This is a genomic window from Noviherbaspirillum sp. ST9 (genome assembly GCF_048799745.1).
In the GTDB taxonomy this organism is placed as follows: domain Bacteria; phylum Pseudomonadota; class Gammaproteobacteria; order Burkholderiales; family Burkholderiaceae_D; genus Noviherbaspirillum.
The window spans coordinates 265,888-291,685 of sequence record NZ_JBLWFR010000008.1 but is presented as its reverse complement, the minus strand read 5'-3'; the positions used below and the strand labels follow the sequence as shown (position 1 = coordinate 291,685).

The window sequence follows — 25,798 nt, the reverse complement described above, 5'->3', positions numbered from 1 at the left end:
TTTCATATTTCGCATGGCACCGCGCAGGCTGGACGTGGCGTTACTGGAGCTTCACACGGGCGAACATCATGTAGGCGGTCGGCCCTGAACCGTAAGAAGGTGACATGCTGGACGGAACGAAATAGCGGGTGACATAAGCACCTACGTCCATTCGCATGGAAGAAGTCACCCGCAGGTCCTGGGCATATCCCAATGTCAACTTGTTCATCATGAACAATTGGCGCTGGAGGGATTCATTTTCCCGGACAATTTCATCGCTGCCTACTTGCTCGAACCGTCCGAACAGGGAGTGAACACCATCGAACCGGAAGGCCGACTCAACCAGATACCCGACGGTAGATTCCCGGAACTTTCTGGAATTGCGCCCCCATGCCAGCGTGGCCTCCCAGTCGCCTTCGGCGAACGCGCGGCGATAGGTGGCGGAAAGCGCAGTTCGCCGCACCTGCTCGCCCACGACGAGATGATCCAGGCCGCTTACCGTTCCTCGCGTCAGGCGCACGACCCAGTTTTCGAGAGGAGAAAACGACAGTCGCGCGGAGCGGGAATCAATCTTTCGTGGTTCCCGACCTACTGGCGGCCTCCCGTCGTCGGGACTGGAAAATGCCGCCCCTTCAAACGTCAGGTCCTGCCAGGCATGGCCGACAGAAAACGTCTGCGCGAATCCGGGGCGCTGTTCCAGCCAGCGCTCGCTTGAGAGCGTTGCGCGCGTATCGATTCCCGTGTGCTCCCGGATAAATGAAGCCGAAACAGACGACGTTGCCAGCGAATACAAACCGACCGATGTTCTGATTTGGCCAACCGATGTCGGGAGATAGGAAGAGAGAAAACTTGCACCAGGATATCGCGTACGCGAAAGGTCGCTACCAGCAACGCTGTTCGCCTGCGAGGGGACATCAGAAACTTTCACGGAGTTCAGGAGCGGCTCAAGGGCATCCCCGCCACCTGAAAAGGGAGAATCCGAAGCAGCCTGCACTTCCGGCATGACGTCCTGTGCAGACGCCACGCTCGCCGCCAGCCACACGACCGCCGCTATTGTCGACTTCATCGCGTCCATGACACCACTCGATTTGGCATATGTACCCGACATTGCTATATGCAATCGTCATACCATCCTTGCGGACCTCTCCAGCACAGCTACTTTTTGTATCTGCCGCTAGCGGCAAGGGTCAAGCGCGGCAATTTTTATTCAAACCGGCGTGGTAATTTTTACATGTCGCCCATCCGGAATAATCTTGCGACTCCACCGGAATCACGGACGCGAACTCGCCATTCTTGCCGGAAACGCCCATGAATTAGGCTGCGCGGTGATCCTCGCCCGAAGGCGCTGGCCGGGATCATTCGGCAGGCTGTCGTCGCCCACCACCGCATCAAGAAGTCCCTTGCATGCGTCCTCGATCGCATCCAGCACATGATCGAAATCCCGGTCGCTCCGGTAGTACGGGTCGTGAACGATGGTAGCGCGCCGTGACCGCGCGTAAGGCATTAGCAGACCCATCTTTTGTGCGAGCCCTGGTGGACACCAGGCTTGCAGCGCCGCGAGGTTATTGAAGTCCATCGCAAGGACCAGGTCAAAGCGCTCGAAATCTGCGGTCTCGACTTGCCTTGCGCGCAATCCGGAGAGGTCGTAGCCCCGCCGCATCGCTGCAATCTGCGCTCGAGGATCGGGGGCCTCGCCAACGTGGTAATCGTGGGTTCCCGCCGAATCCACCGTGATTTGCTGCGACAACCCCAATTCGTCCACGTACTTGCGCATCACGCCTTCCGCAGTCGGCGAGCGGCAGATGTTGCCCATGCAGACGAACAGGATTTGCGTCGATTTCATAAGGAATCCTCAATCACACCCGGCGCTCGCCGGCATACGGATAACTCGGATGGTTACAGCAGCTGCGGCAGTAAGCCATGAGCTTGCGCAAGCATTTGTTAAAAAACAGGCAACATGGGCGACGCGCTTCGATGCGCTCCTGTGCGAATACCTGAGCGAGTCGCAAGGAAGTTTCCGCCGCTTCAGTTACTGGCAGGCGCTGTTAGGCCCGTCGTTTGAGGAGCAAGTCCATCGGACCAAAGAGCGACTGCATGTTGGCGTTTGCGATGAAGCTGAGGTTGTAGGGATGTTCGGAAACGGCACGTGGGAAAGTCGCGGTAATTTCCAGAGCATTCAACTGCTCGGCGATTTTCCCCCACAGGACGAGTTTGGGCAGGTCGGTACGCGTTTCTTCCGCATTCGCGGCAAGCGCGGCGAAGACAGTCTGGAGAAAAGGTTGCCAGGCTTTGGCGTCCTTCGCCGGAGCGACGTCCGGACGGAAGACAAGGGATGCATTCAGGAGAAGGAAACCCTGCGCAGTCAGGTTTGCCTGCAATTCGGTTAGCGTCTGGATGAAGGGCGATCCGATGGCACGGGCCTTCAGTGAAACATGGGCAAGCGCGTCGCCTGATGTTTCGCCTTCCGAAAGAATCCCCGCGGCGACCAGAAGCATCTTCATGAAGTTGCGCAGCGACGTGGCCTTGTTGACCTGCTTGGACAATCCCTTTTCAGACCAAAGCGACTCCACGGCGCCATCCATGAAGCAGACGCCTGTCGCGCTTTGCTCACGCGGGTACGGCCCCTCTCCTACGAGCACGTAACGGACGTGGTGAAGAGGTTGCATAAAGGCTGCAAAAAGGCGGCCTTGCGTTGGCAGGAAAGCGCCGGCTGACAACTTGTCGAGATACGCAGGGTCTGCGGCGCGAACTGCGTCGAGCCCCTGCATCAGAATGGGCAGCCAAGAGGGATCGGCCAGCTTGAGCGCATCTAGGATCGCCGGCGGATAGTTATCGGACATGATAGGTCGGGAGCGGAAAACCACGATTGTACCGCCGCACTCCTCTGTTGCGGATGGCGCGGCGTTCACAGGCACGCCCTACTTGCCCGACATCGAGACGACGTTGTCCAGGCCAGGAGCGCCGAACAGCTGCTGCTTGAGCGTGTGCAGTTGATCGCGCACCTGCGCGGCTTTTTCGAATTCGAGGTTCTTGGCGTGTTCGACCATCAGCTTTTCGAGGCGCTTGATTTCCTTGCTGACCTGCTTCTCGCTCATGGATTCGTACTTGGCCTGCTCCTGCGCCACCAGCAGCTCGGCCTTCGCCTCCTGCGGACTGTACACGCCATCGATCAGGTCGCGGATTTCTTTCTTGACCCCGGCCGGCGTGATGTTGTTTGCCTTGTTGAACGCGACCTGCTTCGCCCTGCGCCGCTCGGTTTCGTCAATGGCCCGCTTCATGGAATCGGTGACACGGTCCGCATAGAGGATCGCTGTACCATTCAAATTCCGCGCTGCACGGCCTATTGTCTGGATAAGGCTTCGCTCGGATCTCAGGAACCCCTCCTTGTCTGCGTCCAGGATCGCCACGAGTGACACTTCCGGAATGTCCAAACCCTCGCGCAACAGGTTGATCCCGACCAGCACATCGAAGGTTCCCAAGCGAAGGTCACGAATGATCTCCACGCGTTCGACCGTATCGATATCGCTGTGAAGATAACGAACCTTTACCCCGTTATCCCCCAGGAATTCCGTCAGCTGCTCCGCCATGCGCTTGGTCAGCGTTGTCACGAGCACGCGCTCATTTTTCGCTACACGGTCGGTGATCTCGGACATCAGGTCGTCTACCTGTGTGCTTGCCGGCTTCACCTGGATGACCGGATCCACCAGGCCGGTGGGACGAACCACCTGCTCGACCACTTGCCCAGCGTGGGTTGCCTCGTACTCCGCCGGCGTCGCCGATACGAAGACCGTCTGGCGCATCTTGCCCTCGAATTCCTCGAACTTGAGTGGCCGGTTGTCGAGGGCGGACGGCAGGCGGAAGCCATAATCGACGAGATTGACCTTGCGCGCACGGTCGCCGTTGTACATCCCGTTGAGCTGGCCGAGCAGCACGTGCGACTCGTCCAGGAACATCACCGCATCCTGCGGCAGGTAGTCGACCAGCGTAGGGGGCGGCTCTCCGGGCTTTGCCCCGGAAAGATGCCGCGAGTAGTTCTCGATGCCCTTGGTGAATCCGAGTTCCTGCATCATCTCGAGATCGAAGCGGGTACGCTGTTCCAGTCGCTGTTCCTCAATCAGCTTGTTTTCCTTGCGGAAGAATTCGAGGCGCTCGCGCAGCTCTTCCTTGATCGTTTCGATTGCCCTGAGAACGGTCGCTCGCGGCGTCACATAATGCGAGCCCGGATAGATGGTGAAGCGCGGGATTTTCTGCCGGACGCGCCCGGTCAGTGGATCGAACAGCTGCAGGCTCTCGATTTCGTCGTCGAATGTCTCGATACGCAGTGCGAGTTCGGCATGCTCGGCCGGGAAGACGTCGATGGTATCGCCCCGCACCCGGAACGTCCCGCGTCCGAAATCGACCTCATTGCGCGTGTACTGCATCTGGATCAGCCGGGCGATCACATCGCGCTGGCTCACCTTGTCCTTGGCGCGCAGCGTCAGGATCATCTGATGGTATTCGTTCGGATTACCGATACCGTAGATGGCCGAGACCGTCGCAACGATCACCACATCGCGGCGCTCCATCAGCGACTTCGTGCACGACAAGCGCATCTGCTCGATATGTTCGTTGATGGACGAATCCTTTTCGATGAACAGGTCGCGCTGCGGAACGTAGGCTTCCGGCTGGTAGTAGTCGTAATAGCTGACGAAATATTCGACGGCGTTCTGCGGAAAGAACTCGCGGAACTCGCTGTACAACTGCGCGGCGAGCGTCTTGTTCGGGGCGAAGACAATCGCGGGACGACCGAGGCGCGCGATGACGTTTGCCATCGTGTACGTCTTGCCGGAACCGGTCACCCCCAGCAGGGTCTGATACGACAATCCATCCTCGATGCCCTCGACCAGCTTGGCGATTGCGTCGGGCTGGTCGCCCGCAGGCGGGAACGGCTGGTAGAGCCGGTAAGGCGAGTCCGGAAAAGTGACGATCCGCGATTCGTCGACGGTGCTTGATACCTGGGATAAATCTGCCATCTGCATTCGACCTTTGGTAGAATAGAAAGTTGCACATCCGTTCCGGCCATCCTGCTCGGAACTGACTACAACCCGTCTGCAAAAGCCCGCTTTTACAGTCAACTTTTCATGTTATCACGATGAGCCAATCCCTTCCCGCCTCCCTGCTGACCGCCATCGAAATGGCGCCGCGCGACCCGATCCTCGGAATTACCGAAGCCTTCAACGCCGACCAGAACCCGAACAAGGTCAACCTCGGCGTCGGTGTTTATTACGATGACAACGGCAAGGTGCCGCTGCTCGAATGCGTTCGCAAGGCCGAAGCGCAGCTGATGGAAAAGGCAACACCGCGTACTTACCTGCCGATCGAAGGCCTCGCAGCCTACGACAAGGCGGTGCAGGAGCTGGTATTCGGGGCGGATAGCGCCGTCATCCAGGAAAAGCGCGCGATTACCGCGCAGGCCATCGGCGGCACCGGCGCACTGAAGCTGGGCGCGGACTTCCTCAAGCGCTTCTCCCCGAATGCCCAAGTATGGATCAGCGACCCGAGCTGGGAAAACCACCGCGCACTGTTCGAATCCGCTGGCTTCACCGTCAACAACTATCCGTACTACGACGCTGCCACCCGCGGCGTGAATTTTGACGGCATGCTGAAGGCACTGAAGGACATGCCGGCCGGCTCCGTCGTCGTGCTGCACGCCTGCTGCCACAACCCGACTGGCGCGGACCTGTCGGAGTCCCAGTGGACTGACGTGATCAAGGTTGTCACCGAACGCGGACTGGTGCCCTTCCTCGACATGGCCTACCAGGGCTTTGGCGATGGCATCGCCGAGGACGGCAAGGTTGTGCGCCGTTTTGCAGACGCAGGCGGACCGCTGTTCGTGTCGAACTCCTTCTCGAAGTCGTTCTCGCTGTATGGCGAGCGCGTCGGCGCCCTGAGCATCGTCGCTGCCAATGCGGAAGAAGCTTCCCGCGTCCTCTCGCAGCTGAAGCGCGTTGTTCGCACCAACTACTCCAACCCGCCGATCCACGGCAGCCAGGTGGTTGCAACCGTCCTGTCGACGCCCGAACTGCGCAAGATGTGGGAAGACGAACTGGCCGGCATGCGCGTGCGCATCCGCGAAATGCGTCAGGCGCTGGTGCAGAAGCTGAAGGACAAGGTCCCAGGCCAGGACTTCGACTTCGTCATCAAGCAACGCGGCATGTTCTCCTACTCCGGCCTGACCAAGGCCCAGGTGGAACGCCTGCGCGGCGAATTTTCCGTCTATGCCGTCGATACCGGCCGTATTTGCGTAGCCGCGCTCAATTCGCGCAATATCGACGCAGTCGTCGATGCGATCGGCAAGGTCCTGTAATTTGCGTCCGCGGGTGAAACAATTACGCTTTCATCCGCATTTCTGATCCAAAAGTTTTGACACGGACAAAAAGATCTGCCTATAATAGCGTTTCTGCTGTTCCCTGATAGCTCAGTCGGTAGAGCGACGGACTGTTAATCCGCAGGTCCCTGGTTCGAGTCCAGGTCGGGGAGCCAAAAAATTTCGAAGGGCTTACGTGAAAGCGTAAGCCCTTTTTGTTTTTCTGCGTTGCTTCGATTGCGGCGTCCGTCCGCCATCATCTGCCCCCTCACTGAGCGCTCCCCACAGGCAACGAGATTTGCGTGATATCAAACTGACCACGCGAAACAGTGCTAGATTGAAATCGATTGCATGCCAGAAACAGGAAATGGCGTTTCCCCGATTCCATTCGGAAACGCCTTCTGCGTAGCGTTGCTTTACGTTTGCTTCCACCGGCGGAGGCTCGTCATGAAATCCACAACGTCGCATGTTGCTGCAGCTCCTTCATCATCAGCCTCCCGGCTGCAACTTGCATGTCTTGCCGCAAGCCCAGCGGGGATACGGGCTGCGATAGACGCCGGCGCAGACTGGGTGCGCCTGCCATATGCACTTGCGCATGCTTGCGCAACCCCTCCCAGGGATGCACGCATCTCCCAGGCAATTCGCTACGTGCATGGAAGAGGAAGAAAGATTGTTCTCGATCTCTGCTTCTCCGCTCAGGGTTCGCGATGGAAGAGTTGCCGTGATGCGGTCGAGTGGGCAGCGACACAAGGATTCGACGCGATCCTCTTGTCGGATTTTTCGCTCGCGCTCCATTGCGCAATCCATTTTCCCGCGCTCCCCCTGCACTTCGTTGCATGCCCCGACGTGTGCGCGAGGACTGCAACGCAGCTGACCTTGCAATTAAACGCTGCACGCGTCCTTGTCACGCCATTACTATCGGTGGCACAGCTTGTCGAGATTTCGACCAAGGCCAATGTCGAGATCGAAATTCTGGCTTGCGAAACGTCACGCATGTCGGTTGCCGAAGGCGCGCCTTACGACTGCCTGTTTCCCGAAGTCGTAGACAAACCCTGCAATGACCCATGCTTTTTGACAAACGGGCATTTGACCGTGCTATTGGAGCGCTTGCCCTTGCTGTCGTCGCTCGGCATCCGTGCAATACAGGTGGAGCCTAGGAACGATCTGCCGAATGAAATCGCGAGGACCGCAGGCACTTGGCGGACAGCGATCGATCGCTGCCTCGCCGATCGTGAACGGTATGCGGTAGCGTCCTGCTGGCAACGCTAGCGCGGCCTCCCCGGAATGCGATGACCGCTATTTCGGAACGCTGGGCAGATTGCGCCGTGAGAGCGTCTGCGTTGCGACAAAGATTTCGCGGAGAAGGTACACGAAGCTGCCTATGAGGGACAACATCCCGGCGACGAAGCACAGCGCAATGAATTTCGCCAGTGCAAGGTCAAGGGCGTCACCGATGAAGAGTGCAGCAATCACGACACACACAAGCAGGCCGCAACATGTACTCAGGGTGATCGCACGATTGATCAGATGGGCGCGTCGGTACAGGGTCAGCAGTTCGGAATGTGCTTCGGCAAATCCTGCACCTCCCGCTGCCCCCAATCTGTCTTCGAGCACACGAGACCGGTCGATGATGCGCGCAAGGCGGTTGGTCAGGACGGCGAGTTTCGTCCCGACACCGGTCAGGAGGAACACCGGAGCAATCGAGAGTTGAATGATGTGGCTGATGTCGCCGAGATGAATATCCATTTTTTTGTTCGTTCGAATACGCCAGGATGCCCGGGAGTGCGGCCGGCCTCTCCCCCACGACGAGGACGACGTAGTGTAGCAGCACGCGGCGGGAAATTTTCACGCAAGCCATCTTCCCGAGCGGGCGCTCGTCTGCAAGGTCTGCGCTCGCCACCGATATGCGAGCCACGCGTGCTTGAGCAAACGCAAGGAGCGAAAACGCCGCTGGAACCGCTTGCCGATCCGCTTACCCTATCGCAATCGACTGGTTGTTATTTCTCAATCCGGCTTCACTTTGGTCTGTTAATTTGAGCTGACGACGGTCTTAGGCTGATATACGTGGGCGAACGTTTGCAGTACAGGGCTACGCCTGGAGCTGCCGCGGTCACACCCGCTAGCTATTGGCGAGGATCTTGCGGTTCCCGGCAGTCGGATCGAGGTTAAGCACTTACTCGCGGCCGACAGACCGGTGCCCTTGTCCAGTGCCGGATCGGCCGCCCTTACGGCGGCAACAATACTCCGACGCACATGAGTGCGGAACAGGCATTGGCAACAGAGAATTGCGATGACCACACAATTGGAATACAGCACGGGCAAACTGCCAAATTTCATCACCTCCCTGTCGCGCTTCCCCGCCGCCAAGGTCGGCCCTTCACTTCTGTCGGTGATTCATTCCGCAATGGACGGCGTGGTCATTGTCGACTCGATGCGGCACATCGTCCTCGTCAACCAGAAGGTCGAGCGGATGTTCGGCTATCCGGCGGACGATTTGCTTGAAAAGCCGCTCGACATCCTGATCCCTTCCCGCACATCCTCTGAACCGCGGCGGCACCTCGATCGCCTGTCCGCGCCCCGGTTCTCGGGGAGACGAAGCAAGCTCGAGCTCAAGGGCGTGCATGCAGACGGACAGTGCCTGACATTTAACGCCAGCATCTCGCGGGTTACGGTTCATGGAGAACTTTTCCTGGCGCTGATCCTGCATGAGCCAGGCAGCCACCGGGACGACCACGAGACAAAACGGCGGCTCGCACGGCCGCACGATTTCCGCCGCTGGGCCGTGTCCTCGCAGCAGGCGACGGAGATCGAAAAGCGGCGATTTTCACGCAAGCTGTATGACGAGATCGGCCAGCGTCTGAGTGTCCTCAAGCTCGACCTTGACTGGCTCGAAAACAGCCTGCCGGAAACCGATGACGGTCTCCCGGCTCGGCTTGCGCAGATGCAAGGACTCCTGGACAACGTGATCACGATGACAAAGAGCATGGCGTCAGCATTGCGCCCGCCGCTCCTCGATGATTTCGGTCTGCTCCCCGCTGTCGAGTGGATGGCTGAAAATTTCCGGAAGAAGACCTCGATTGCGTGCACAGTTGAAAGTGTGGGCATGACCGGCAAGCTGGACGACCCGGTCGAGTCAGCAGTATTCCGGGTCGTACAGGAAGGGTTATCCAATATCGAGCGGCACGCCCATGCCCGCAATGCGCGCATATTATTCGAACGTACCGAAAACCAACTCGATGTTATGATTCAGGATGACGGTATCGGCATGGCCGCCGGCAGCGAGTTCAAGCCGGGGTGCTATGGCCTGATCGCCATGCAGGAACGTATTTTCGTCCTGGGAGGTACAATCAGCATCGAGAACGCGGCGCCACATGGTCTGGCGATCCACGCATCGATTCCGATCGATCCTATTTTCAACACAGAACAGAGCCCTCACCCGCCGACCACAAACCCATGATCCGTATTGTTATCGCCGACGACCACACTATCATGCGCGAAGGCTTGAAGCGCATTCTTGATGGAGCCGACGACATCCAGGTCGTGGGCGAAGCCGTCGATGGCTTCGAAGCGCTTGCCCACGTCCGCAAAGGCGGCTTCGACCTGCTGATGCTGGACCTGTCCATGCCGGGCCGCAGCGGCGTCGAGCTGATTCGCCAGATCAAGGATGAAGTCCCCAAGCTGCCCATCCTTATCCTGACGATGCATGAAGAAGAGCAGTACGCGGTACGCGCGATTCGCGCCGGTGCACGCGGCTACCTTACCAAGGAAAGCGCGGGTACGCAGCTCGTGAGCGCGATCCGGAAGGTTGCTTCCGGTCGGCCGTACATCAGCCTCGAAGTCGCCGAGCAATTGGCGATGGATGTGATGCCGTCGAACGAGGACTTGCCCCACAAGCAGCTTTCCAACCGGGAATTCGAGGTATTTACCCTTCTCGTTAGCGGCAAGTCGATTACCGAAATTGCCGACTTGTTGCACCTGAGCGCCAAGACGGTCAGTACGCACAAGACGCGTATTCTCACCAAGATGAACATGAACTCGCTGGCGGAAATGGTCCAGTACGCAGTTCAGCACCGCCTGCTTGGCCCACTGAAAAACTGAAACATCCCTCGCCCGTCCCCTCCTCGCGGATTCGAGGCTAGTCGCACGCACGTTCCCATCGGAAGTCCTATAGGAAAACTTCCTTGGCGCATGTAAGGAAAATCCTACATCGCGCAACCGCTCCCTACATGTCAATTCAGCCCACCCCGATAGCCATCGGCTGTTGCGGTTGCGATACTGGTCATTCACAGCAAAGCATGACAAGCAAACAACGCGCTTTTGTTTCATGACGTTGAAATCGGGACAAAGGCGTTTCGGCAAGCGCGAGACGGCGATTGCACAATGAACACCGTCGCAGGCCGGATGAACAGACCGAATCACCCAGAATTAGGAGAAGCCCATGTTATCCACGCAAATGAATGACCCCCGCCCCGAGACGCCTGTCCCGGCGATGCACTCATCTTCCGTGGAAGCCGGCTGGCAGCGTCAGGGGAAGCTCTGGTCCAACCTCAAGGAACTGTGCGACGTACTGCGCATTCCGTCCGCCGCAGTCCATACTGACGAAGAACTCCTTTTCCAGCACGTGCAGTTCAAGACCGGTCAACGCATCCATACGATCGGCCAGCCTTTCGATACCCTGTACATCGTTCATTCCGGTTTCCTCAAGACCGTGCTGATCGATGAGTTCGGCAACGAGCAGGTACTGAGCTTCCCGATGAAGGGCGATCTGTTCGGTGTCGATGGCATCCATACCAAGCGCTACGCATCGGAAGCTGTCGCACTGTCCAATTGCGACCTGATCCTGCTGCCCTTCAAGAAGCTGACCGCGCTGGGCCGTGCACATCCCGAGTTCGAACATGCCATGTACAGCGTCATGAGCCGCGAACTGGTGCGTGAACAGGCAATGGTCAGCATGCTTGGCGCATTGAGCGCCGAAGCGCGCGTCGCACGCTTCCTCGTAAACCTTTCCGAACGCTATGCCGACATGGGTTATTCCAGCAAGCTGTTCAACCTGCGCATGACGCGCCACGAAATCGGAAGCTACCTGGGCCTGACCCTGGAAACCGTCAGCCGCACGCTGTCGGCATTCAATGAAATCGGCCTCATTTCCGTCGACCAGCGCTCTATCGGCATCAAGGACCTCGACGCTCTGAAAACCTTGCGTCGCCTGCCGCCGTCCAGCGCGCGCGCAAAACAGGTTGCCTCGAAAAAATCGAAGGCAGCGGCGAAAGATCCTGAGCAACCGGATGACGAATGGGGCACGCTCGCCACCGCCTGACTACATCTTCAGCCTTAACGAAAGGCCCTGTCCATCGGACAGGGCCTTTTTATTGGCCCTTACCTCTTGCGACCCGGGCCGGAAGGATGATGACTGCCGCGCCTGTCGTCGGCGGTTGTGACTGCGTCCGTGTCCGCCGCTGCGGTCGCCGCACTACGCGCTGCCTGGGTGGCGGCCGTCGCGCCCTGGTCGACCGCGCGCTGCATTGCGTCCTGTGCTGTTGCGGACACTGATTCGACATAGGTTGCCATCTCCTGCGCCGACCTGCCTGCGGCCTGTTCGACTGCGCCTCGCGCGGCTACCATGTTTTTCTTGGCCAGTTCCGCGACTTCCTTGAACGCCGATTCCCATACTGAAAACATGCTGGTCATCGGATTGAACACCGCATCATTGGCCTGCGACTGTGCTGCCTGCAAGGGACGCGTTGCGCTCGCCGTCGCGCCGGTCCGGATCTCCGTCATGCACTCCTGCATCGAGCGGCTGATCTCGTTCTGCATTTCCGCAACGATGCGGACGATCTCCTTCTGATAGTTCATGGCGTCGTCCGGATTACGGCTGAACAAGGTCGACTGAAGCGTCGATCCGACCGTCCGTGGATCGCGCGCAGACGTGATTGCCTGCACAAGGTTCAACTGCTCGTTGAAGACGCGCTGCGTCGCGCCTCGCATCACACGGTCGATTTTCTCCGAACCGGCAAATACGGCCTCGGCAAATCTTCGCGATGCTTCAAGTTGCGTGTTGTACATCGTGACCAAAGGATTGCTACCGTTCTGCATGATGACTCTCCTGGGAATGAGAAGAAGAGGATGGGACTCGGCTGGATGCGGCAATCACCGTCCCGCTACGCGTTTCAGGCAGCGACGCCTCACCTGCCGGACCATGCCCTGCTTGCGAGGTTCCTGCCGCTCCTGCCGGATGTGAATCGGGGTTGGTATATTCTGTCCGCATTCCCCCCGGCCTTCCACTCGCCCCGGCGTACGCTTGAGGCAGATCAATCGCCGCGATTGCCTGTGGGACGCACCTCCGGGCGCGAGGAGGACGTGATGTCAGTGCATGTGCTGCCCGCCATTGATGGCGATGTTCGCGCCGGTCACAAATGCGGCCTCGTCAGAACAAAGGTAAGCGACGAGTGCTGCAATCTCGCTGGGCTCGCCGAGACGACCGACAGGAATTTCAGGAATGATCTTCGATTCGAGAATGTCCTTCGGTACCTTCATCACCATGCTGGTGCGCAGGTAGCCCGGTGAAACCGTGTTCACGGTAATCCCCTTGTTCGCCACCTCCAGCGCGAGCGCCTTGGTGAAGCCATGCATGGCGGCCTTGGCCGCGGAGTAATTCACCTGACCGTACGCACCTTTCTGGCCATTGACCGACGAGATGTTGATGATGCGTCCCCACTGGGATTCAAGCATGCCATGGAGCACGGGCCGGGTCATGTTGAATACGCTGTCGAGATTGGTCCTCATGACCGCCTGCCAGTCGTCATAGGACATCTTTCTCAACGTGGAATCCCGCGTGATGCCGGCATTGTTGATCAGTATGTCGATGTGCCCTGTGTCGCCGACGATCTTCCTTACGCCGGCGTCACAGGATGCGTAGTCGGCAACGTCGACCTTGTACGCCAATACCTCGACGCCTTCCTTCTTGTGCATGTCCACCCATTCCGCCGCGGATTCGTTGCGAGGCGAATAGGTTGCCGCCACGCGATAACCCGCATGGCAAAGCCTCGTGCAAATGGCCTCGCCCAGTCCTCCCATGCCCCCTGTTACCAATGCCACCTTTCTGTCGTCCATGATGCACCCCTTGCTGTATGTTGAAGTTGTCAGCCCTTGCACTGCTCGTCCGAAACAGACGTAGGAACACCTGGCGCATGCACCAGGTCTGTTGGAGTTCGGCTGCATGGATTAGTTCGAGGAAAGGAAATGTCCGGAAATGCTGCAGCAGCGATACAGGCTTCCTGCCGCTCCGCACTTCCTGCGCCGGCGGTCGAACCGGTTCAGCCTCAGGCTGTCTATAAGGCGTACAAGGCGCATGCATGTTGTGCGCATCCACTGCCGGCTGCCGCCGGCATTCCTTCAGACCAGGCTATGTACGGATGCAGTCCAGGATTTACATCTCGTATTCGCCCGACAAAGCAGGCTCTGTCTTTGCGCTGTTCTATTGCGAATCGGGCGACGACCTCTGCGGCTGGCATATAGAAACCAGGGAGACCTATTTCTCGGCCGCGTTCTTCATGATCGAGAATTATTACGCCGATCACGACATGCGGCTGTACCGGAGTGTCGAAGACGACGTGCATGGGCCGTGGACGATCGATCATCCCCCGACGCGCAACCAGATTCGCTGTCCTCTCACCGAATCACAGTTGCACGAACTGGAGCGAATGCAATCCCAGTTCGTGGCGGACTGGTTGTTCTTCGGCGACGATGAGCACATCGAGTCAGAGCTGGCTGCGTACCAGGTGCAAGGGCTGCCCGTGTACTGGGCGAACATCCGCTGGCGGCGTCTTCAGCGGTTGCGCAAGCACGGAATGCAATGGACACATGCATCCCCGGGAACGGATGCGAACGTCGTGGAGTTCCTCCGCAAATACTGGCGTCTCAATGAAAAGGTTGCGGCCAGTTGAGCGTGGCAACGTCAGCCTGCGGTTGCTTCCCCCCATACGCGCATGTGCCAATCGCAACCGATGCGGCCGGTGACATTTCCTTCACCGTCGAGCCCCTCAATCGGGCCATGAAAGACCGCGAACATGACCGCTCCCTCCTGACTGACGGGACGATGCACCGCGCCATCACGTTCGAGGACATACATCCCTGCCGAATAGTGCATGTGCGGCGCGTCGTCGTAGTGAAAGCCCCCTTCCAGCACCAGCCCCTCGACGGCACCGACATGCCGATGCATCGGCGCGGCGCAGTTCTTTTCCAGTCGGATCATGAGGGAGAAGCGGCCGCTGGCGGGATCGGCGCTCAACAGTTTGAATTGTGCGCCGGGCATCGCCCAGGGAATCCAAGGGAGCGCATTCGTGTCGCAGGCAAGGAGAGGTGCGCTCGATGGAACGGTTACTGAAGAAGTCATGTCTCGAGTACGGTGGGATGACAAAGTCCGCGCCATCCTAACCGAGTCCGAGGGCACGCGCCACTCTTGTCCGCTCAAGCTGCCGCATGCCGCACGGGGAGGACAACGCGGAACGTCGATCCTCTGCCGACTTCACTGCGCACGTCGATATGGCCCTGATGCTTTTGCACGATTCCGTAAGAGAGGGACAATCCAAGGCCGGTCCCCTTGCCGACCGGCTTGGTCGTGTAAAAGGGATCGAAAATGCGTGACATGGTTTCCTTCGTCATTCCGCAGCCGTTGTCCTCGAATTCAATCCAGACATGCGACCCGTCGCTGCCGGTCCGGATGACAATGCGCCCGCGCTCTTCGCCGATGGCCTGCGCCGCGTTGACGACCATGTTCATGACGACCTGGTTGATCTGTGACGGCAGGCATTCGATTTCCGGCAGGACGCCGTATTCCTTGATGACGTCGGCCTTGTACTTGATCTCGTTGTTGACGATATTCAGCGTCGAGTCGATGCCTTGATGGACATCCGCCCATTGCCACTGCAGGTGCGAATCGACACGTGAAAAATCCTTGAGGTCCTGCACGATCTTGCGGACACGAATCAAGCCCTCGCGCGACTCCTCCATCAGGTAGGGAAGGTCGCCCTTCAGGTAGTCGAACTCCACGCGCTCCCTGAGCGACTTCAGGCGCGCCAGCGTGGCCTCGTCATCGATGAGATGCTCCACCTCCTCATAGGCCTCCAGCATTTCGAGGAGGCCCGAAAGGTATTGTTCCAGCGCGCCGAAGTTCGAGAAGATGTAGCCGATCGGGTTGTTGATCTCGTGCGCGACACCGGCTGCCAGTTGCCCGATCGAGGCCAGCTTTTCGGACTGCATCAGCTGTTCCTGCGCCATCGACAGCTTCTTGTTCAGGTCGGTCAATTCCGCATTGCGCCGCAGGAGCTCCGCCTCCGCCTCTTCGCGCCTGCGGATGTCATCCTCAAGGGTGCGATTGGCTTGCGCAAGCTGGGCGGTGCGCTTGGCGACCAGATGCTCCAGATCGACCTGGACCTTGTGCAGGTCTCGTTCCGCCAGCTTGCGCTTGGTAACGTCCTGCAGCGTTTCAATCGCGCCGATCACGCGTCCGCTTGCATCGCGCAGCGGCGCGGCGGAGAAAAACAGCCAGCGTCCGCTTTCCCCCATGTTCGGGAAAAAGTCCTCCGCCTCGAAGGCGCCCGGAATGATGGGCGAACGCCTGAACTTCCCGTGGTAATAGGACTCGACCATCTCTTCCACCGCCCCGGAAACGATGAGGTCGGCGAGGACCGGCCGCTCCTTGGGATAGAAGGGCGCCCACTGGTTGCGCGTACCGATCATGCGCGAGGCGGCAACGCCGATGGTCCGTTCGCACGCCTGGTTCCAGTGCGTAACCACGTGGTTGGCGTCAATTGCAAAGGCCGGGACCGGGCTGCCGTCAAAGAAAGCGGACAAGGCTGGCGTCGTGGAGGCGTCTGTCTTTGACGAAAGGCCGCCTTGCACGGGTACGGCGGCCGTGTCTGCGGTCGCCGGCATGTCATTCGATGCACGGATGGTTTCGGCGGACATGCCCTTTTCGAGACTGGTCGCGCTGTCTCCCTGCTGGTTGCCGGCGTGGCCGCTGGCCTGCGCAAGCATCTCGCTGCGCTTTCCCGCAAACCGCTCGACGCGCACCTGCGCTGCATGCAGCGATTCTTCGGCCAGGCGCGTTTCGGTAATGTCGTGCATCGTTTGCACTGCGCCGACAATCCGGCCCTGTCCGTCGCGCAGCGGTGCCGCCGAAAACGCGATCCACCGGCCACTTTCGCCCAGGTGCGGAAAGAAATCCTCGACTTCGTAGGCGCCGGGAACGAGCGGAACGGATCGGAAGCGGAATCCGGCAAACGCCTCGGCAACGTCTGCCGGCCGGTCCAGCATGACGAAGTCGGCCAGCACCTTTTGCGGCTGCACGTAGTAGGGTTGCCAATGATTGCCGGTGCCGACAATCTTGTCCGCCGCCATACCGGTCATGCTCTCGCAGGCCTTGTTCCAGCGCACTACGGTGTGTGCAAGGTCAATGGCAAAAGCAGCGATGGGACTGCCGTCAAAGTCGGCCGGCAGCCAATCCGCAGTACCTGAAGACAGTTGTTCTGAATCGTGCTCCATGGACCTCCCTGGGCTCGCCGATTGATGCCCTTCGGCATCGATTCATTATCGTACGAAATACGGGCTGGTCAAACGGGACGGTCGGACAGGAGTTCGGCGGCGATCGCGTGGGTGTCCTTGATGGTCTGCAGCACGATGTTGGAGCGGATGTCGAGCACACCGTCGGTCTTGTACAGTTTTTCGAGGATGAAGGCGGAAAAGTGCTTGAGGGTGCGCGCACGCACCCGAAGGAGATAGTTCGCCTCCCCGGTGATGATGTAGGAACCAACCACCTCCGGCCAGGCTTTCAGGGATGCGGAGAAGTTCTCGTGCCAACGCTCGACGTCGCGCCGCATCGTGATCTGGACGAAGGCGTCGACCTCAAGACCGAGCGCTGCGGTGTCGAGCACGGCGCTGTAGCGGCCAATGACGCCGTTTTCTTCGAGCAGCCGCACCCGACGCAGGCAGGATGATGGTGACAGGAAAACCCGCTCGGCGAGTTCCTGGTTGCTCATCCGTCCATCCTCCTGGAGGAGCGTCAGGATCTTGAGATCGACATGATCGAGGTTCATTCGAATATCCAATCAAATTGTGGTGCTCTTTTCGAATCCTATTTCATTTTTGGCGATTTTTCCGCTGCACTTTGCAACAAATCGTCTCGAATTTCACCTTAAACTTCTTCGAAACACAACGATTGGAGGCAACAGCGATGACAGAACCCCTACAGATTTGGGACATTACGCCACCGGTATCCTCCGCAGCCCCCGTCTGGCCCGGCGATACCCCGTTCAGCGCCGTGACCACATGGGAAATCGGAGACGGCTGCCCGGTGAAGGTGAGCCGGCTGACCATGTCCACCCACACAGGTGCACATTGCGACGCGCCTTCCCACTATGACGCAGCCGGCGCTGCAATCGATGCCGTGCCGCTTGATGCTTACCTGGGCCGCTGCCGACTTGTGGACTGTACCGGCGTCAAGCGCGTCGAACCGGAACATCTCCAGGGAGTGCTTGACGGCATCCCCGCACGCGTCCTCTTCCGCACCTATGCAAGAGCACCAGTGGAGCGCTGGGACAGCGCCTTCGCGAGCGTGGCGGCTGATACGGTAGCGCTGCTGGCGGAACGCGGCGTGCGGCTCATCGGCATCGACACGCCCTCGCTCGACCCGCAAGAATCCAAGACCATGGATGCGCACCATGCAATCCGAGCGCACGGCATGGCGATCCTTGAAGGCATCGTCCTCGACGACGTGCCCGCGGGCGACTACGAACTGATCGCCCTGCCCCTGAAACTTGCCGGCATGGACGCAAGCCCCGTCCGCGCCATCCTCCGAACCCTTCCGCAAGGAGATGCATGATGTTGACAAGAAGCGATTGCGCCGCGCTGGACGCAAAGGATGCGCTGGCCGGCCTGCGCGTGGAGTTCGACCTGCCCGACGGCGTCGTCTACCTTGACGGCAATTCGCTCGGCGTTCGGCCGAAGAAAGCGCTCGAACGCGCACGCGCAGTGCTCGAGCAGGAATGGGGCAACGACCTCATCCGCAGCTGGAACAAGGCAGGCTGGTTCGACATGCCGCTGCGCCTGGGCGACAAGCTTGCGCCGCTGGTTGGGGCGAATCCGGGAGAGATTGCCGTCACCGACAGCACCTCCCTGAACCTCTTCAAAGTGCTTGCGGCCGCGCTGCGCATCCAATCGGAAAAGAGCGAATCCGCAGGCAGGAAAACCATCGTCACCGAACGCGCCAACTTCCCGACCGATGTCTACATGGCCCAGGGCCTGACGGAATGGCTGGATCGCGGCTATCGCCTGCGCCTGGTCGACACATCGGACGAATTAAGCGCGGCCATCGACAGCGAAACCGCGGTCGTCATGCTGACGCATGTGAATTACCGAACGGGTTACATGCATGACATGCGCGCTGTGACGGAACATGCGCACGCACAAGGCGCACTGGCAGTGTGGGACCTGGCGCATTCGGCCGGAGCCGTTCCCGTCAACCTCAACGAGGACGGCGCGGACTTCGCCGTAGGCTGCACCTACAAGTACCTCAACGGCGGTCCTGGCGCACCCGCCTTCGCGTGGATCGCACCACGCCACCAGGCCGCATTCAGGCACCCGCTGTCCGGCTGGTGGAGCCATGCAACGCCCTTCACCATGCAGCCGGAATTTACCCCGGCCAGCGGCATCCGGCGTGCGCTCTGCGGCACCCAACCCATTCTCTCGCTCGCCCTGGTTGAATGCGGCCTGGATGTATTTGCGCAGACGAGCATGCCTGCGATCAGGAACAAGTCGCTGGCGTTGACGGACCTCTTCATCGCGCTCGTCGAACGCCGCTGCGCGCACCATCCGCTAACACTGGCAACGCCCCGCGAGCACCGTGTGCGCGGCAGCCAGGTCAGCTTTGCGCATCCGCACGGCTACCCGGTCATGCAGGCGCTGATTGAACGCGGCGTGATCGGCGATTACCGCGAGCCGGAAATCATGCGCTTCGGCTTTACGCCGCTGTACACGCGTTTCATTGATGTGTGGGACGCAGTGGATATCCTGGCCGACATACTGGACGGACAAAAATACGACGTCAGCGCCAAGCGCGACGCAGTCACCTGAGCGAGAAAAACATGGATTCGAACAAACCCGCCGAATGGCACGGCGCACAGATGGACTTCAGCAAGGCCATGAGCTACGGCGACTACCTGGCACTGGACCAGGTGCTGTCCGCGCAGCATCCGCGCTCGCCCGCGCATGACGAGATGCTGTTCATCGTCCAGCACCAGACCAGCGAATTGTGGATGAAGCTGATGCTGCATGAGCTGCACGCCGCGCTGCGCCAGATGCAGAAGGACGACCTGCAGCCGGCGTTCAAGATGCTCGCCCGCGTTGCGCGGATCATGGACCAGCTCGTGCACGCGTGGGACGTGCTGGCGACGATGACGCCGCCGGAATACACGGCAATCCGCCCCTACCTCGGGCAGTCGTCGGGATTCCAGTCCTACCAGTACCGGGAGCTGGAATTCATTCTCGGCAACAAGAATGCCGCGCTGCTGAATGTCCATGCTTCGTCGCCGGAAGCACACGGGCGCCTCGACAGTGCCCTGCGCTCCCCTTCGATCTACGATGAAGCCCTGCTGCTGATGGCACGTCGCGGTTTCAGTATCGACAAGAGCCGCCTTAAGGGAGACTGGACGACGCCGACCGTCGCGGACGAGTCGGTGAAATCGGCCTGGCTCAAGGTGTACCAATCGCCGGAAAAGCACTGGGAACTGTACGAACTGGCGGAAAAACTGGTCGATCTGGAAACCGCCTTCCGCTTCTGGCGCTTCCGGCACGTCACCACGGTCGAACGCATCATCGGCTTCAAGACCGGCACCGGCGGCACTGCCGGGGCCAGCTATCTCAAGAAAATGCTGGAGGTCGTCCTCTTCCCGGAGCTGTTCGCCCTGCGCACCGCGCTCTGACGCCAATTTTTCCGCAACAAGGCCGATTTGACGGGGGGTAGCGCGGCGGCAACAGGTATAATACGGCGCGAAGCACAGAGCGAGCGGCGGGCAATTGTTCAATACGCTGTAATGAAGTCAATGGTTCCCCCTCATGTTCGGGCCGCTTTCGATGCGGCCCGTTTCATTTGGCAGCCGGAACATGGCCTTTTGCTCATAGTTCGCCCGCATTCACTGATAGCGCCTTATGTCCAAGAATCCAAGCAGCAAACCGATAGAAATCAAGATTTCGACCGTCGTTGCCGTTTCCGCCATCCTCCACACCTCCGACCTGTCCATCCTCGATGCAGCGATGCAGGCGATGACCGGTGGCGCATCCGACTACTTCGACAATGAATTCGCGATCCTCGACGTCACGTCGTGTGAAACCCTGCCGACCGCGATCGAGTGGCCCGCGCTGATTTCCCTGTTCAAGTCCTACAGCCTGAACCCGGTGGCCGTACGCGGCGCGCCGGCGCAAATGGAAGAAGCGATTCTCGCCAGCGGCCTGTCCATCGACACCCTGGTGCAGCCGCGCCGGCCGGCCGAGGAAGCAGCGCCCGTGGTCGTCGTGCCTGAACCCGCTCCCGCTCCGGCGCCTGCTGCACCCGCAGCACCTGTTGCGCCGGCCGCAGCACCGGCAGCCATGATCATCGACACCCCGGTCCGCGCTGGACAGCGCATCTATGCGCGTGGCGCCGACCTCGTGGTGAACGCAATCGTGAACCCGGGCGCCGAGCTGATCGCCGATGGCAGCATCCACGTCTACGCACCGTTGCGCGGCCGCGCGCTGGCAGGCGCCAGCGGCAACAACGAAGCACGCATTTTCACGCTGAGCATGGAAGCCGAACTGGTCTCCATTGCCGGCACCTACCGCACTTTCGAGAGCGGTCTACCCCAGGATCTGGCGAAAAAACCGGCGCAGGTCCGTCTTGCTGGCGACCGGATAGATGTCCTGTCCATTCGCGTCTAGTTTTTTTGAATTCTGAAAGGAGTTTTTCGTGGCAAAAATCATTGTTGTAACGTCCGGCAAAGGGGGCGTCGGCAAAACCACCTCCAGCGCCAGCTTCGCCTCCGGCCTGGCACTGCGCGGACACAAGACCGCAGTGATCGACTTCGACGTCGGCCTGCGCAACCTTGACCTGATCATGGGCTGCGAGCGCCGCGTGGTGTACGACCTGATCAACGTCATCAACAATGAAGCGACCCTGAACCAGGCCTTGATCAAGGACAAGCACTGCGAAAACCTGTTCGTGCTGCCCGCCTCGCAGACGCGCGACAAGGACGCGCTGACCGAAGCAGGCGTCGAACGCGTGCTGAACGATCTGGCTACCATGGGCTTCGAGTACATCGTGTGCGATTCCCCGGCAGGTATCGAACACGGCGCCGTGATGGCCCTGACCTTCGCCGACGAAGCCATCGTCGTCACCAACCCGGAAGTCTCCTCCGTACGCGACTCCGACCGCATCCTCGGCATCATCCAAGCCAAGTCGCGCCGCGCGCTGAACGGTCAGGAGCCGGTCAAGGAACACCTGCTGATCACCCGCTACGTCCCCAAGCGCGTCGAAGCCGGCGAAATGCTGTCGTTCACCGACGTACAGGAAATCCTGCGCATTCCCCTGATCGGTATCATCCCGGAATCCGAGTCCGTGCTGCATGCGTCCAACCAGGGCAACCCGGCCATCCACCTGACCGGTTCCGACGTGTCGGAAGCCTACCAGGACGTCGTCGCCCGCTTCCTCGGCCATGAAGTGCCGCTGCGCTTTACCGCCTACGAAAAGCCGGGCCTGTTCCAGCGACTCTTTAAAGGAAAGTAAACATGGCGCTGCTCTCCTTCCTGTTCAATACCAAACCGAAAAGCGCCAGTGCAGCCAAGGAGCGCCTTCAGGTCATCATCGCGCGCGAGCGCAATGGCCGAGACGGCCCGGACTTCCTGCCGGCCTTGCACAAGGAACTGATTCAAGTGATTTCGAAGTATGCGAAGGTGAACGCCGACGACATCAAGATTTCGCTCGACCGCCAGGGCAACCTGGAAGTGCTGGATGTGAACGTGGTTCTGCCGGACGTCATGCCCGGCAAGTGATGTTTGGCCGCTTCCTTCGAAGGCGTTGCGCCTTCGAAGGAAAAGCCATTTAGTGAAGCTGGTGTTTCAAGTCTGACAGTTCGCGGTGTGCCTGCATAATGGCGTTTTTCAATTCGTCATCCACATTGCCCGTCGAATGTTCGCATGCATCTTTTGCGCGATCGCCCAGCTGTTCCAGGTCATCGACGCACTGGCGCACCTGCTGCTCATCCTGCGCCGACTGCACCATGTTTCGCGCCTGACCGATCCTCTGGTCCAGCTCCTGCATGCAGTTCTTGATATCCATCGGAACAGCCTGCGCCGACTCACAACGTTGGGCCGCTTCGTGGATCGTGCTCTCCACATGAACCAGGCGTTGCTGCAGTTCGTTTGCTTGCATCATGTCATGCCTCCTAACGGTTTCCCTCGCAATCGGGGGAATCATTTGATAACTGCCTGACAACCTAGTTCCAACCGTTCCTGCGCAACTTCAGCGACCGTGCGAGGTCTTATTTTGTTGCGCCGTTGATGCCATTCCGGCAAGCCTTGCGTGCAAGACAGATCCTGTACAATCCGCCCCACGATGAATCCCCCGAAAAACCTGTTTTCCTATCCGCGTTACCGGCCCGATTACACCACGCCGGCGCCCTTCCTCCCCATGTCGCGCGCGGAGATGGAGGCGCTCGGGTGGGATTCGTGCGACGTCATCCTGGTCACAGGCGATGCGTACATCGATCATCCGAGCTTCGGCATGGCGCTGGTAGGACGGCTGCTGGAGAAACAGGGATTCCGCGTCGGCATCATCAGCCAGCCGGACTGGCATTCCGCAGAGCCTTTCCGCGCGCTCGGCAAGCCAAACCTGTATTTCGGCGTCACCGCGGGCAACATGGACTCGATGATCAACCGGTACACGTCAGAACGGAAGATTCGTTCCGAGGATGCGTACACCGCCGGGGCCGAGCCGGACAAACGGCCCGACCGCGCAGTCACCGTCTATGCACAGCGCGCCCGTGAAGCCTATCCCGATACGAACATCATCATCGGCAGCATTGAAGCAAGCCTGCGCCGCATCGCGCATTACGACTACTGGTCGGACAAGGTGCGCCGCTCCGTCCTGCCGGATTCCAAGGCCGACCTCCTCCTGTTCGGCAATGCGGAGCGCGCACTGGTCGCGCTCACGCACCGGATCGCCGCGGGCGAACCGATCGAGTCGATCCGCGACCTTCGCGGCACTGCCTTCATGGTCAAGCGCGGATGGAAGCCCGCTGAAGACTGGAGCGAAGCAAACTCAACCCGCTACGACACCCCGGGACGCGTAGAGACCCATCCCGATCCGTACGAGATGAAGGACAAACAGTCCGCGAGCTGCGCGACCGATCAAAAGCCGGCGGAACAACCCGTCCTTATCCTGTCGCGCGAAGAGCGCCAGGCAGCACTGAAGGAACAGCGCAACAAGACCGTTGTGCGCATTCCGGCGTATGAAGACGTCAAGGACGATCCGATCCTGTATGCGCACACCTCGCGCATCCTGCATCTCGAATCCAATCCCGGCAATGCCCGCGCGCTGGTACAGGCGCACGGCGAGCGCGACGTCTGGCTGAATCCACCGCCGCTGCCGCTCGCCATGGACGAGATGGACGGCATCTATGACCTCCCCTACGCCCGCGGACCGCATCCGCGCTATGGCAAGGCGCGCATTCCTGCATGGGAGATGATCCGCTTCTCGATCAACATCATGCGCGGTTGCTTCGGCGGCTGCACCTTCTGCTCGATCACCGAGCACGAAGGCCGCATCATCCAGAGCCGTTCCGAACCCTCCATCCTGCGCGAGATCGAACTCGTCCGCGACAAGACAAAGGGCTTTACCGGCACCATCTCCGACCTCGGCGGGCCGACGGCGAACATGTACCGCCTCGCCTGCAAGGACAAGAAGATCGAGGAAACCTGCCGCCGCCTGTCCTGCGTGTATCCAGGCATCTGCGTCAACCTCAATACCGATCACAGCAAACTGGTCCAGCTCTACCGCAAGGCACGCGCCATCCCAGGCATCAAAAAGATCCTGATTGGTTCCGGCCTGCGCTACGACCTCGCCGTGCGATCGCCGGAATACGTGAAGGAACTGGTGACCCACCATGTGGGTGGCCTGCTGAAGATCGCCCCCGAGCATTCCGAGGAAGGCCCACTGTCGAAAATGATGAAGCCGGGGATGGGCGCGTACTACAAGTTCAAGGAAATGTTTGAACGCTACTCGCGCGAGGCAGGCAAGGAACAATACTTGATCCCCTACTTCATCGCTGCCCATCCGGGCACGACCGATGAAGACATGCTCAACCTCGCCCTGTGGCTGAAGCAGAACAACTTTCAGCTCGACCAGGTGCAAAACTTCATGCCCACGCCGATGGCGATGGCCACAGCGATGTATCACGGCCGACGCAATCCGCTGCACAAGGTTTCCGCCGATTCCGAAGTCGTCGAAACGCCACGGACGGGCAAGATCCGTCGACTGCACAAGGCTTTCCTGCGTTACCACGATCCGGAAAACTGGCCGATCCTGCGCGAAGCGTTGCAACGGATGGGCCGCTCGGACCTGATCGGCAACAGCGACCGCCACCTCGTGCCGCGCTTCCAGCCGCCTGGCGCGCCTCAGGCTTCCAGCAAGTCGCCCCGCGTCACTGCGCCCCAGCGCTCAGTGGGGAAGCCCCTTCCGCAAAACCGCGCAAAACCGGCGCGGAAGGGACCATCTACGTCGAATAAAACCGGCCGGAAATAGTGCCCCCATAAAAGATATAAATAGTTCGAATATCTGTTATTGCAACAATAAAGCAGACGAGAAGGAGTGGCTCAACTATAGTGAATCTGTCTCCTCCAACTCTTCTTGAATTGGATTTAGCCCGCAAACCGAAAGGACTGCGGGCTTTCTTTTTTCCGCGTTCAGTTTTTTTTGTTTCTTTGCCGCCTTGATTTTAATCAGCGGGGAAAATTTTCCTGAAATCAAAGACTTAGCCCCTCTGGCATACACTTGTCCACAGAATTAGCCACAGGAAATGTGGGAAACATGTTCCTCTGATCCCAATAAATTTTCAGGAAGTTGCCGGTCAGACTATTGATTCCAGTCACCTCTTCTATAGAATGAATTCCAGCAATGAGAGAATTGCGCCAATTCAAGACGAGGCAGACATGAGAAACGCACACCACAGAGCTGTAGCCCGCACCGCCAACGCGCAATTCAACGTCAACAAGCTCCAGGCTGCCGCCTGCATCCTGACCTCCTCCGCAGTCAGCATCGCGATCATCTACTGGGCGATCAAGAGTCTGTTCTAAACCGCGCATCGTCGTAACGACCGTCTTCCCCGGGCGCATTCCGCGCCTGGAATAACCGCATCTTCCAGCGATTCCGTATGGCCGGCCAGCCCGCAT

24 protein-coding genes, 1 tRNA gene and 1 pseudogene are annotated in these 25,798 nt (G+C 59.5%); 15 read left to right on the top strand and 11 right to left on the bottom strand.

Features of this window, described 5'->3' with window-relative positions; translation table 11 throughout:
* Positions 1–40 precede the first annotated feature (40 nt).
* From ACNOHI_RS19945 to uvrB, 4 genes and pseudogenes are all read right to left on the bottom strand, one after another.
* Positions 41–1,054, bottom strand: a complete 1,014-nt coding sequence (locus ACNOHI_RS19945) for a hypothetical protein (protein ID WP_420476443.1) — start codon at positions 1,052–1,054, stop codon at positions 41–43.
* A 306-nt stretch (positions 1,055–1,360) separates the two neighbouring features.
* Positions 1,361–1,822: pseudogene (locus ACNOHI_RS19940) on the bottom strand (low molecular weight protein-tyrosine-phosphatase); the annotation flags it as partial.
* 202 nt (positions 1,823–2,024) lie between these two features.
* Positions 2,025–2,819, bottom strand: coding sequence for a uracil-DNA glycosylase (locus ACNOHI_RS19935; RefSeq protein WP_420476477.1), 795 nt, complete (start codon positions 2,817–2,819; stop codon positions 2,025–2,027).
* A 78-nt stretch (positions 2,820–2,897) separates the two neighbouring features.
* On the bottom strand, positions 2,898–4,991 hold the full coding sequence (uvrB, locus tag ACNOHI_RS19930; RefSeq protein ID WP_420476442.1) for an excinuclease ABC subunit UvrB: 2,094 nt from the start codon (positions 4,989–4,991) through the stop codon (positions 2,898–2,900).
* A 119-nt stretch (positions 4,992–5,110) separates the two neighbouring features.
* On the opposite strand from uvrB, the gene ACNOHI_RS19925 reads away from it, so the two are divergent.
* From ACNOHI_RS19925 to ACNOHI_RS19915, 3 genes are all read left to right on the top strand, one after another.
* The gene (locus ACNOHI_RS19925) at positions 5,111–6,325 is read left to right on the top strand and encodes an aromatic amino acid transaminase (protein ID WP_420476441.1); all 1,215 of its coding nucleotides are present in this window, start codon (positions 5,111–5,113) and stop codon (positions 6,323–6,325) included.
* A 100-nt stretch (positions 6,326–6,425) separates the two neighbouring features.
* A tRNA-Asn gene (locus tag ACNOHI_RS19920) sits at positions 6,426–6,501 on the top strand.
* Between the two features lie 175 nt (positions 6,502–6,676).
* Positions 6,677–7,594 carry a peptidase U32 family protein gene (locus ACNOHI_RS19915; RefSeq protein ID WP_420476440.1) on the top strand — a complete coding sequence of 306 codons (918 nt, stop codon included), beginning with the start codon at positions 6,677–6,679 and terminating at the stop codon, positions 7,592–7,594.
* A gap of 27 nt (positions 7,595–7,621) precedes the next feature.
* Here the strand turns inward: ACNOHI_RS19915 and ACNOHI_RS19910 are convergent, their stop codons facing one another.
* Complete coding sequence (locus tag ACNOHI_RS19910) at positions 7,622–8,071, bottom strand: DUF2721 domain-containing protein (protein ID WP_420476439.1); 450 nt, start codon at positions 8,069–8,071, stop codon at positions 7,622–7,624.
* A 544-nt stretch (positions 8,072–8,615) separates the two neighbouring features.
* Between ACNOHI_RS19910 and ACNOHI_RS19905 the strand changes: the two genes are divergently transcribed.
* From ACNOHI_RS19905 to ACNOHI_RS19895, 3 genes are all read left to right on the top strand, one after another.
* On the top strand, positions 8,616–9,782 hold the full coding sequence (locus ACNOHI_RS19905) for a histidine kinase (protein ID WP_420476438.1): 1,167 nt from the start codon (positions 8,616–8,618) through the stop codon (positions 9,780–9,782).
* The gene (locus ACNOHI_RS19900) at positions 9,779–10,423 is read left to right on the top strand and encodes a response regulator (RefSeq protein ID WP_420476437.1); all 645 of its coding nucleotides are present in this window, start codon (positions 9,779–9,781) and stop codon (positions 10,421–10,423) included. Before ACNOHI_RS19905 ends, ACNOHI_RS19900 begins: the two co-directional genes overlap by 4 nt.
* A gap of 340 nt (positions 10,424–10,763) precedes the next feature.
* The gene (locus ACNOHI_RS19895) at positions 10,764–11,642 is read left to right on the top strand and encodes a Crp/Fnr family transcriptional regulator (RefSeq protein WP_420476436.1); all 879 of its coding nucleotides are present in this window, start codon (positions 10,764–10,766) and stop codon (positions 11,640–11,642) included.
* A 59-nt stretch (positions 11,643–11,701) separates the two neighbouring features.
* Here ACNOHI_RS19895 and ACNOHI_RS19890 read toward each other — a convergent pair whose 3' ends face one another.
* Together ACNOHI_RS19890 and phbB are read right to left on the bottom strand one after the other, a co-directional pair.
* Entirely contained in the window at positions 11,702–12,418 is a 717-nt protein-coding gene (locus tag ACNOHI_RS19890) for a phasin family protein (RefSeq protein ID WP_420476435.1), read from the bottom strand.
* A 270-nt stretch (positions 12,419–12,688) separates the two neighbouring features.
* Complete coding sequence (gene phbB / locus ACNOHI_RS19885; protein WP_420476434.1) at positions 12,689–13,435, bottom strand: acetoacetyl-CoA reductase; 747 nt, start codon at positions 13,433–13,435, stop codon at positions 12,689–12,691.
* Between the two features lie 302 nt (positions 13,436–13,737).
* Between phbB and ACNOHI_RS19880 the strand changes: the two genes are divergently transcribed.
* Positions 13,738–14,268: a hypothetical protein gene (locus tag ACNOHI_RS19880; RefSeq protein WP_420476433.1), complete on the top strand. Its 531-nt coding sequence runs from the start codon at positions 13,738–13,740 to the stop codon at positions 14,266–14,268.
* Positions 14,269–14,279: 11 nt separating this feature from the next.
* On the opposite strand, the gene ACNOHI_RS19875 is transcribed toward ACNOHI_RS19880, so the two are convergent.
* From ACNOHI_RS19875 to ACNOHI_RS19865, 3 genes are all read right to left on the bottom strand, one after another.
* The gene (locus ACNOHI_RS19875; protein WP_420476432.1) at positions 14,280–14,717 is read right to left on the bottom strand and encodes a 2,4'-dihydroxyacetophenone dioxygenase family protein; all 438 of its coding nucleotides are present in this window, start codon (positions 14,715–14,717) and stop codon (positions 14,280–14,282) included.
* 74 nt (positions 14,718–14,791) lie between these two features.
* Positions 14,792–16,867: an ATP-binding protein gene (locus ACNOHI_RS19870; RefSeq protein ID WP_420476431.1), complete on the bottom strand. Its 2,076-nt coding sequence runs from the start codon at positions 16,865–16,867 to the stop codon at positions 14,792–14,794.
* Positions 16,868–16,935: 68 nt separating this feature from the next.
* Positions 16,936–17,418 carry an Lrp/AsnC family transcriptional regulator gene (locus ACNOHI_RS19865; RefSeq protein WP_420476430.1) on the bottom strand — a complete coding sequence of 161 codons (483 nt, stop codon included), beginning with the start codon at positions 17,416–17,418 and terminating at the stop codon, positions 16,936–16,938.
* Positions 17,419–17,555: 137 nt separating this feature from the next.
* Between ACNOHI_RS19865 and kynB the strand changes: the two genes are divergently transcribed.
* The 6 genes from kynB to minE all read left to right on the top strand — a co-directional run bounded on the left by kynB (position 17,556) and on the right by minE (position 22,402).
* Positions 17,556–18,203, top strand: coding sequence for an arylformamidase (gene kynB / locus ACNOHI_RS19860; protein WP_420476429.1), 648 nt, complete (start codon positions 17,556–17,558; stop codon positions 18,201–18,203).
* Entirely contained in the window at positions 18,203–19,453 is a 1,251-nt protein-coding gene (gene kynU / locus ACNOHI_RS19855; protein WP_420476476.1) for a kynureninase, read from the top strand. The genes kynB and kynU overlap by 1 nt, the downstream gene beginning before the upstream one ends.
* Positions 19,454–19,464: 11 nt before the next feature.
* A complete protein-coding gene (gene kynA, locus ACNOHI_RS19850) occupies positions 19,465–20,301 on the top strand; it encodes a tryptophan 2,3-dioxygenase (RefSeq protein WP_420476428.1) in 837 nt (278 codons plus the stop codon).
* A 226-nt stretch (positions 20,302–20,527) separates the two neighbouring features.
* A complete protein-coding gene (gene minC, locus ACNOHI_RS19845) occupies positions 20,528–21,292 on the top strand; it encodes a septum site-determining protein MinC (RefSeq protein WP_420476427.1) in 765 nt (254 codons plus the stop codon).
* Positions 21,293–21,320: 28 nt separating this feature from the next.
* Complete coding sequence (gene minD / locus ACNOHI_RS19840) at positions 21,321–22,136, top strand: septum site-determining protein MinD (protein ID WP_420476426.1); 816 nt, start codon at positions 21,321–21,323, stop codon at positions 22,134–22,136.
* Between the two features lie 2 nt (positions 22,137–22,138).
* Entirely contained in the window at positions 22,139–22,402 is a 264-nt protein-coding gene (minE, locus tag ACNOHI_RS19835; protein WP_420476425.1) for a cell division topological specificity factor MinE, read from the top strand.
* Between the two features lie 49 nt (positions 22,403–22,451).
* On the opposite strand, the gene ACNOHI_RS19830 is transcribed toward minE, so the two are convergent.
* Positions 22,452–22,784, bottom strand: a complete 333-nt coding sequence (locus ACNOHI_RS19830; protein ID WP_420476424.1) for a hypothetical protein — start codon at positions 22,782–22,784, stop codon at positions 22,452–22,454.
* Positions 22,785–22,964: 180 nt separating this feature from the next.
* Here ACNOHI_RS19830 and ACNOHI_RS19825 point away from each other — a divergent pair, with 180 nt between their 5' ends.
* Together ACNOHI_RS19825 and ACNOHI_RS19820 are read left to right on the top strand one after the other, a co-directional pair.
* Complete coding sequence (locus ACNOHI_RS19825) at positions 22,965–25,151, top strand: YgiQ family radical SAM protein (protein ID WP_420476423.1); 2,187 nt, start codon at positions 22,965–22,967, stop codon at positions 25,149–25,151.
* Between the two features lie 407 nt (positions 25,152–25,558).
* Complete coding sequence (locus ACNOHI_RS19820) at positions 25,559–25,702, top strand: hypothetical protein (RefSeq protein ID WP_420476422.1); 144 nt, start codon at positions 25,559–25,561, stop codon at positions 25,700–25,702.
* Positions 25,703–25,798: the final 96 nt, after the last annotated feature.

Excerpts from the sequence above, each read along its gene's own strand:
- ACNOHI_RS19945 (WP_420476443.1), bottom strand. The coding sequence starts at position 1,054 with ATGGACGCGATGAAGTCGACAATAGCGGCGGTCGTGTGGCTGGCGGCG.
- ACNOHI_RS19935 (WP_420476477.1), bottom strand. The coding sequence starts at position 2,819 with ATGTCCGATAACTATCCGCCGGCGATCCTAGATGCGCTCAAGCTGGCC.
- uvrB (WP_420476442.1), bottom strand. The coding sequence starts at position 4,991 with ATGGCAGATTTATCCCAGGTATCAAGCACCGTCGACGAATCGCGGATC.
- ACNOHI_RS19925 (WP_420476441.1), top strand. The coding sequence starts at position 5,111 with ATGAGCCAATCCCTTCCCGCCTCCCTGCTGACCGCCATCGAAATGGCG.
- ACNOHI_RS19915 (WP_420476440.1), top strand. The coding sequence starts at position 6,677 with ATGCCAGAAACAGGAAATGGCGTTTCCCCGATTCCATTCGGAAACGCC.
- ACNOHI_RS19910 (WP_420476439.1), bottom strand. The coding sequence starts at position 8,071 with ATGGATATTCATCTCGGCGACATCAGCCACATCATTCAACTCTCGATT.
- ACNOHI_RS19905 (WP_420476438.1), top strand. The coding sequence starts at position 8,616 with ATGACCACACAATTGGAATACAGCACGGGCAAACTGCCAAATTTCATC.
- ACNOHI_RS19900 (WP_420476437.1), top strand. The coding sequence starts at position 9,779 with ATGATCCGTATTGTTATCGCCGACGACCACACTATCATGCGCGAAGGC.
- ACNOHI_RS19895 (WP_420476436.1), top strand. The coding sequence starts at position 10,764 with ATGTTATCCACGCAAATGAATGACCCCCGCCCCGAGACGCCTGTCCCG.
- ACNOHI_RS19890 (WP_420476435.1), bottom strand. The coding sequence starts at position 12,418 with ATGCAGAACGGTAGCAATCCTTTGGTCACGATGTACAACACGCAACTT.
- phbB (WP_420476434.1), bottom strand. The coding sequence starts at position 13,435 with ATGGACGACAGAAAGGTGGCATTGGTAACAGGGGGCATGGGAGGACTG.
- ACNOHI_RS19880 (WP_420476433.1), top strand. The coding sequence starts at position 13,738 with ATGCAGTCCAGGATTTACATCTCGTATTCGCCCGACAAAGCAGGCTCT.
- ACNOHI_RS19875 (WP_420476432.1), bottom strand. The coding sequence starts at position 14,717 with ATGACTTCTTCAGTAACCGTTCCATCGAGCGCACCTCTCCTTGCCTGC.
- ACNOHI_RS19870 (WP_420476431.1), bottom strand. The coding sequence starts at position 16,867 with ATGGAGCACGATTCAGAACAACTGTCTTCAGGTACTGCGGATTGGCTG.
- ACNOHI_RS19865 (WP_420476430.1), bottom strand. The coding sequence starts at position 17,418 with ATGAACCTCGATCATGTCGATCTCAAGATCCTGACGCTCCTCCAGGAG.
- kynB (WP_420476429.1), top strand. The coding sequence starts at position 17,556 with ATGACAGAACCCCTACAGATTTGGGACATTACGCCACCGGTATCCTCC.
- kynU (WP_420476476.1), top strand. The coding sequence starts at position 18,203 with ATGTTGACAAGAAGCGATTGCGCCGCGCTGGACGCAAAGGATGCGCTG.
- kynA (WP_420476428.1), top strand. The coding sequence starts at position 19,465 with ATGGATTCGAACAAACCCGCCGAATGGCACGGCGCACAGATGGACTTC.
- minC (WP_420476427.1), top strand. The coding sequence starts at position 20,528 with ATGTCCAAGAATCCAAGCAGCAAACCGATAGAAATCAAGATTTCGACC.
- minE (WP_420476425.1), top strand. The coding sequence starts at position 22,139 with ATGGCGCTGCTCTCCTTCCTGTTCAATACCAAACCGAAAAGCGCCAGT.
- ACNOHI_RS19830 (WP_420476424.1), bottom strand. The coding sequence starts at position 22,784 with ATGATGCAAGCAAACGAACTGCAGCAACGCCTGGTTCATGTGGAGAGC.
- ACNOHI_RS19825 (WP_420476423.1), top strand. The coding sequence starts at position 22,965 with ATGAATCCCCCGAAAAACCTGTTTTCCTATCCGCGTTACCGGCCCGAT.
- ACNOHI_RS19820 (WP_420476422.1), top strand. The coding sequence starts at position 25,559 with ATGAGAAACGCACACCACAGAGCTGTAGCCCGCACCGCCAACGCGCAA.